A 6,563-nucleotide genomic window follows, 5' to 3' on the forward strand; every position below is an offset into this window, starting at 1 on the left:
AGCGCGGCGGCGTACCGGCGTGGGGCAGAGGTTTGCGGGCTGAGCTCATCGACCCCCTAGCATGTGGATCGTTCACGCCCCCCTCATTGGGAGTTCTCCGTGCGTTTGAAGTTCCGGCCCGTCGACGCATCCTTCTACGACCTGTTCAGTGAGTCCGCCGCGCACCTGGTGGTGGGCGCCGAACTGCTGGCCGAGATGCTGGGCGAAGGTGGTGACCGCGAAGGCATCGCAAAGCGGATGCGCGAGGCCGAGCATGCCGCCGACGAGACCACCCACGCCATCGTCAAGCGTGTCAACAGCACCTTCGTCACGCCGTTCGACCGCGAGGACATCTATGCCCTCGCCTCGGGACTCGACGACGTGATGGACATGATGGACGAGGCCGTCGACCTCGTGCTGCTCTACGGCGTCACGACCCTGCCGGCCGAGACCTCCGAGCAGGTCGAGGTGCTGCAGCGGTGCGCCGAGCTGACCGCCGCCGCGATGCCGAGCCTCGCGACGATGAACAAGCTCGACGAGTACTGGATCGAGATCAACCGCCTCGAGAATGCCGGCGACCGCAGCTACCGCCGCATCCTCGCCAGCCTGTTCAACGGCGACTACAAGGCCATGGAGGTGATCAAGCTCAAGGACATCGTGGAGTCTCTCGAAGGCGCCATCGACGCCTTCGAGAAGGTCGCGAACATCCTGGAGCAGATCGCCGTCAAGGAGTCCTGACCGCAGATGGAAATCGCGATCATCATCGCGGTCGTCCTCGTGGCCCTGGTGTTCGACTACACCAACGGCTTCCACGACGCGGCCAACGCGATCGCCACCTCCGTCTCGACCGGCGCGCTCACCCCCAGGATCGCGCTCGCCATGGCCGCGGTCATGAACTTCGTCGGTGCCTTCCTCGGCCAGAAGGTCGCCCACACCGTCTCGGACACCATCGATCCCGGCATGGGCAGTCACGGCCTGGTGATCGTGATGGCCGGCCTCGTCGGCGCCATCGCCTGGAACCTCGCGACCTGGTACTACGGCCTCCCGTCGTCGTCCTCGCACGCCCTCATCGGCGGCCTGGTCGGTGCCGCCCTCGCGGCCGGTGCGACCGCGCACTGGGACGTCGTGATCGAGAAGGTCGTGCTGCCGATGCTGATCTCGCCGCTCGTGGCGTTCAGCCTGGGCTTCGCGGTGATGCTCGCCATCATGTGGATCTTCCGCAACGCCAACCCGTCGAAGGCCAACCGCGGGTTCAAGATCGCGCAGACGGTCTCCGCGGGCGCCATGGCGCTCGGACACGGTCTCCAGGATGCGCAGAAGACCATGGGCGTCATCTTCTTGGCCCTGCTGACGGGCGGGTACGTCGTCGAGTCCGACGGTCTGCCCCTGTGGGTGATCGTCGCGGCCGCTACCGCGATCTCGCTCGGCACCTGGTCCGGCGGCTGGCGCATCATGCGCACCCTGGGCCGGCGGATCATCCACCTCGACCCGCCCCGCGGCTTCGCGGCCGAGTCGGTCGCCGCCTCCGTCCTCTACACCACCGCCTACGTCTTCGAGGCCCCGATCTCCACGACCCACACCATCACCTCCGCGGTCATGGGCGTCGGCGCCACCAAGCGCCTTTCCGCCGTCCGCTGGGGGGTCGCGAAGTCGATCCTGATCGCGTGGGTGCTCACCTTCCCCGCCGCCGGCCTCGCCGCCGCGGCCACGTACTGGGTCGCTGCCCTCTTCCTCCCCTGACGCCCCGCCGCCTTCCTCTGGCCCTGGCTCTGGAGATATCCATGGGCGCGATGGTTCGATTTCGGCTCGATCTCGCGCCATCCCTCCCATGGATATCTCGCCACTGGGGGTCTGCTGCGCCGATCAGGCCGCGGTACGGCGCCAGCTGAGCGCGACACGCCGCTGGGCCTCGGTCAGCGCGCGACGACGAGCCACCGTGGAGGTGTCGATCCACCACGAGGGCTGCTGGATCGTCCAGAGTCGTTCGCTGACGGGCAGGCGTGCCGCTCTGGCGTAGGCGTCGTGGAGGCGCTGGACGAACTCCGCCGGGGCGAGACGGTCGGCGGCGATCATCGTGACCGGGTCGAGTCCGATTCGCCGTACGCCGCCCTCCCGACCCACGTCCTGCGCCCTCTGCGCTCGCAGGAGGTGGACGTCGCCCTGGTACTCGCCACACACCCCACTCGTCGGATCAAACAGGTCCGGCGTCGCAACGTGCCTGCCATAGCGATCGAAGACCGGGACGTTGAACAACGGCGGCGGACAGCCGGCCGTGACGACCCAATGGTGGAACATCTCGGGCTCCATCGGTGACCAGGCGTTCTCGGTGAGGAAGGCAAGCGCCGCCCGCACCGTCCCCACGCCGGTCTTCGCGTTGAGCTCTCGATGGGTGAAGTCGATCAGCTCATCGATGGCCACCAGGTCGCTGTAGGCCGCCATCGCGAAGATCTTGGCCGCCTCGAGTGCTGTCCTGGCTCGGCGCATCTCAAAGGTGACACTCCGCACCGGGATTGTGAGCCGCAGTCCGTCGCTGCGCATCAGGTGGTGCGGGGGAACACCTGCATTGCTGACCAGGAACCCCGCCTGCTCCGCCATCGGATGGTTCTGCCCGACCGCCAGGGGCACCGGCGCCCGGGTGACGCCGTCGCTGCCGAGGCCGTTGAACCAGATCCCGCCGAGCCAGCTCAGCCCAGCCCAGCCCGTCACGCCACCCCAGGCGTGGAGCAGGGCCGCTGCCTCCACGATGCGTTGCTGCACTGAGGAACCGTCCACGCCTGCGGGGACGTACAGGGCACAGCTCGACCGCCGCCAGTCCCTGCCTCGGGCAAAGCCGCGAGTTGGCCCGTCGACGCCTCGAGGATCCACCGGCACCGGCCACACGAGCCCCGGTCGCACGCCCTCCCGAGGCCCCACCCCGCGTGCCGGGCGCGCTCCTGCGCCGTACTCGATCTCTGACATCTGGCGAGGATGCGCGAAGCAGCTCGCCAGCCGCTCCCGCTATCCACAGGCAGCGGTGCAGGCGGGGCCACCGAGCATCGTCCACACCCACTCGGGGCCCGACCGACCCGCTATTGCCCGATATCCATGGGCGGGATGGCGCAGAAGGGGCCACTTTCGGCGCCATCCCGCCCATGGATATCGGGCCGGCGGGCGCTCACCCCTCAGCCCAAGCGGCCGGCGAGGTACGCCTCGGTGTCGGAGTTGGCGGGGTTGGCGAACATCTTCTCGGTGGTGCTGAACTCCACCAGGTGACCGGGCTGACCGGCGGCCCTCAGGTTGAAGAACCCGGTCTCGTCGGAGACCCGCGCCGCCTGCTGCAGGTCGTGGGTCACGATCACGATCGTGTAGTTGCTCTTCAGCTCGTGGATCAGGTCCTCGATGGCGGAGGTGGAGATCGGGTCGAGGGAGGAGCACGGCTCGTCCATCAGCAGCACCTGCGGCTCGACGGCGATCGCCCGCGCGATGCACAGACGCTGCTGCTGGCCACCGGAGAGACCCAGGCCCGGCCGCCCGAGGCGGTCCTTCACCTCGTTCCAGAGGTTGGCGCCCCGGAGCGATCTCTCGACGATCTCGTCGGCGACGTCCTTCGCCAACTGCTGGGAGTTGAGGCGGTGCCCCGCCAGCACGTTGTCGTAGACCGACATCGTCGGGAACGGGTTGGGGCGCTGGAAGACCATGCCGATCCTGCGGCGTACGGCGACGGGGTCGACGTCGTCGCCGTACAGCGACTGTCCGTCCACCATCACCGAGCCCTCGACGTGCGCGCCTGGGATCACCTCGTGCATCCGGTTCAGCGAGCGCAGGAAGGTCGACTTGCCGCAGCCGGACGGGCCGATGAACGCGGTGACGGAGTTCGCCCTGATGGTCACGGTGACGTCCTCGACGGCGAGGAAGTCTGCGTAGTAGAGGCAGAGCTCAGAGACGTCGATGCTCGTGGCCATGACCCCCATCATCCGGTATGCCGAGCCCGAGCCAAGCCAGGGTGACCTACCCGAAGCGACCCGAGATGTAGTCCTCGGTGCGCTGGTCCCCGGGGTTGGAGAAGATCTTCGTGGTCAGGTCGAACTCCACCAGGAGTCCGGTCCGGTTGCCGGTCGTCTCGTCGGGGCGGGCCGTGAAGAACGCCGTCCGGTCCGAGACCCGGGCGGCCTGCTGCATGTTGTGCGTGACGACGACGATCGTGTAGTCCTCGCGCAGCTCGACCATGAGGTCCTCGACCCGTGCGGTCGCGATCGGGTCGAGCGAGGCGCACGGCTCGTCCATCAAGATCACGTCGGGACGGGTGGCGATCGTGCGAGCGATGCACAGGCGCTGCTGCTGACCGCCCGAGAGACCGAAGGCCGATTGCTTGAGCTTGTCCTTGACCTCGTCCCACAGGGCGGCGCTGCGCAGCGCCCCCTCGACGAGGGCGTCCATGTCGTCGACCTTCATGCCGGTGACCCGGGGGCCGTAGGCGATGTTGTCGTAGATCGACTTCGGAAACGGGTTCGGCTTCTGGAAGACCATGCCGATGTGCGTGCGTACGGCGATCGGGTCGACGCCCTTCGCATAGATGTCCTGGTCGTGGTAGAGCACCTTGCCCTCGACCCGAGCACCGGCGACGAGGTCGTTCATCCGGTTCAGGCAGCGCAACACCGTCGACTTGCCGCAGCCCGACGGCCCGATCATCGCCGTGATCTCGTGGCGCCCATAGGCCAGGTTGACGTCGTGCACCGCGTGGAAGTCGCCGTAGAAGACGTTGAGGTCACGAGCCTCCATCACCGGCGTCTCAGGGACCGCCGTCAGCGGTCGGTCGGCGGAGCTGTGAACATCAGCAAGGGATCCCATGTGGGCATTGTTCATGGAGGTGTCACCGGTTGTCGCGGTGGCAGGCGGCTTGGCCATGGAGGTTGTCTTCCTCACCAGGATCGCTGGAACTTGTTGCGGATGTAGATGGCAAGTGCGTTGAGGCCGAGGATCATGACGAGCAGCACGATGATGGCGGCCGAGGCGGCCTGCTGGAGTTCCTCGCGCGATTGCGACGTCAGTGAGTAGATCTGCATCGGCAGCGCCGTGATCGCGCTCATCATTCCCTGAGGATCGAACAGCACCGACCCGGCCAGACCCACGACGACGAGCGGAGCGGCCTCGCCGATCGCTCGCGAGAGGCCGAGGATGGTGCCGGTCGCGATGCCCGGTACGGCGGCCGGCAGCGTCTGTCGCCACGTCGTCTGCCACACCGTGGCACCGAGGGCAAGAGAGCCCTGACGGATGTCGCGGGGCACGGCGCGGACGGCCTCGCGGGTGGTGATGATGATGACCGGCAAGATGAGCAGGGCCAGCGCGAGTGCACCACCGAGAACGATGCCGGCGTCCTGGAAGCCGATCAGCGCCATCACCGCGACGGCCAGCAGGCCGTAGACGATGGACGGCACGGCCGCGAGGTTCTGCAGGTTGACCTCGACGAACCTGTTGAGTGCGCGGTCCGGATTCGCGAACTCCTCGAGGTAGAGGGCAGCGGCGATGCCGAGCGGCACGGCGAACAAGGCCGTGAACACCATCAGCCAGAGGCTGCCCAGGATGCCGGCACGAAAGCCTGCGGTCTCGGGCCGCACGATGGAGGTGTAGTTGGTGATCAGCTCGGAGTCGAAACGCGTGGCGCCCTTGATGGCGGTGCTGATGATCAGCGCCAGCAGGACCATGACGCCGAAGAACAGGGAGAACCAGAGCAGCCCGAGGAAGATCAACGACCCCGTGGTGCGGTCCTTGCTCCTGCCAGTGGCGAGCTGCAGGGTGATCTCGCGTGAGGTGGTGGCGGCGATGCTCATCAGTAGGCCTGCCTGAAGCGTCGGACGATGCTGATGCTGATGATGTTGAGCACCAAGGTGATGAGGAAGAGCAGCATCCCCACGGCGAAGAGATTGTTGTAGGACGTCGACCCCACCGGGTTCTCGCCGCCGGCGGTCTGTGCCATGAAGCCGGTCATGGTCTGCATTCCCTCGCGAGGGTCCAGGCTGAAGTTCTTCTGCGCGCCCGCGGCCAGCGCCACGATCATCGTCTCGCCGATCGCGCGGGACATGCCCAGGACGATGGCGGCGGCGACGCCGGAGATGGCGGCAGGGAGTACGACGCGCAGCGTGGTCTGCATCCGGTTCGCGCCCATCGCGAGCGAGCCCTGGCGCAACGCCATCGGCACCGCGGTGAACGAGTCCTCGGCGAGCGAGGCAATGGTCGGGATGATCATCACCCCGAGGACGAGGCCGGCAGCCAGTGCGTTGGTGAAGCCGACCTCGAGACCGAGCAGGCCCTGCAGCACGTTGGGCGTGACGAAGGAGAGAGCGAAGAAGCCATAGACGACCGACGGGACACCGGCGAGCAGTTCCACGGTGGGCTTGAGGATCTTGCGGGCCCGCCGCGAGGCGTACTCGGACAGGTACATCGCCGCGCCGAGACCCAGGGGCACGGCGACGACGAGGGCGATGGCGGTGACCATCAGCGTCCCCGAGACGAGTGGCAGGACGCCGAACTCGCTGCCGTTGCTGAAGAAGTCGCCCAACGGCACGTCTGCGAAGAAGGCGATGACGGGACGGATCAGAGCCGCGATG

Annotated in this window: 7 protein-coding genes; 2 read left to right on the top strand and 5 right to left on the bottom strand. The window is 67.3% G+C overall.

Going from position 1 to position 6,563, the window contains the following annotated elements; translation table 11 throughout:
- The first annotated feature begins 99 nt into the window (after window positions 1-99).
- Both RMO85_RS19305 and RMO85_RS19310 read left to right on the top strand, forming a co-directional pair.
- Entirely contained in the window at window positions 100-717 is a 618-nt protein-coding gene (locus RMO85_RS19305; protein WP_310530335.1) for a DUF47 family protein, read from the top strand.
- A gap of 6 nt (window positions 718-723) precedes the next feature.
- On the top strand, window positions 724-1,719 hold the full coding sequence (locus RMO85_RS19310; protein ID WP_310530336.1) for an inorganic phosphate transporter: 996 nt from the start codon (window positions 724-726) through the stop codon (window positions 1,717-1,719).
- Window positions 1,720-1,842: 123 nt separating this feature from the next.
- Here the strand turns inward: RMO85_RS19310 and RMO85_RS19315 are convergent, their stop codons facing one another.
- The 5 genes from RMO85_RS19315 to pstC all read right to left on the bottom strand — a co-directional run.
- Window positions 1,843-2,736, bottom strand: a complete 894-nt coding sequence (locus RMO85_RS19315) for a hypothetical protein (RefSeq protein WP_310530337.1) — start codon at window positions 2,734-2,736, stop codon at window positions 1,843-1,845.
- 404 nt (window positions 2,737-3,140) lie between these two features.
- Window positions 3,141-3,920: a phosphate ABC transporter ATP-binding protein PstB gene (pstB, locus tag RMO85_RS19320; protein WP_310530338.1), complete on the bottom strand. Its 780-nt coding sequence runs from the start codon at window positions 3,918-3,920 to the stop codon at window positions 3,141-3,143.
- A 46-nt stretch (window positions 3,921-3,966) separates the two neighbouring features.
- Complete coding sequence (pstB, locus tag RMO85_RS19325; protein WP_310530341.1) at window positions 3,967-4,737, bottom strand: phosphate ABC transporter ATP-binding protein PstB; 771 nt, start codon at window positions 4,735-4,737, stop codon at window positions 3,967-3,969.
- A 140-nt stretch (window positions 4,738-4,877) separates the two neighbouring features.
- Window positions 4,878-5,786 carry a phosphate ABC transporter permease PstA gene (gene pstA / locus RMO85_RS19330; RefSeq protein WP_310530339.1) on the bottom strand — a complete coding sequence of 303 codons (909 nt, stop codon included), beginning with the start codon at window positions 5,784-5,786 and terminating at the stop codon, window positions 4,878-4,880.
- Window positions 5,786-6,563, bottom strand: a 778-nt coding sequence (pstC, locus tag RMO85_RS19335; protein WP_310530340.1) for a phosphate ABC transporter permease subunit PstC, incomplete at its 5' end; no start/stop codon positions are given. The genes pstA and pstC, both read right to left, overlap by 1 nt.

The organism is Nocardioides sp. (assembly GCF_031422975.1).
Lineage (GTDB): Bacteria > Actinomycetota > Actinomycetes > Propionibacteriales > Nocardioidaceae > Nocardioides.

Excerpts from the sequence above, each read along its gene's own strand:
- pstB (WP_310530338.1), bottom strand. The coding sequence starts at position 3,920 with ATGGCCACGAGCATCGACGTCTCTGAGCTCTGCCTCTACTACGCAGAC.
- pstB (WP_310530341.1), bottom strand. The coding sequence starts at position 4,737 with ATGGAGGCTCGTGACCTCAACGTCTTCTACGGCGACTTCCACGCGGTG.
- pstA (WP_310530339.1), bottom strand. The coding sequence starts at position 5,786 with ATGAGCATCGCCGCCACCACCTCACGCGAGATCACCCTGCAGCTCGCC.
- RMO85_RS19310 (WP_310530336.1), top strand. The coding sequence starts at position 724 with ATGGAAATCGCGATCATCATCGCGGTCGTCCTCGTGGCCCTGGTGTTC.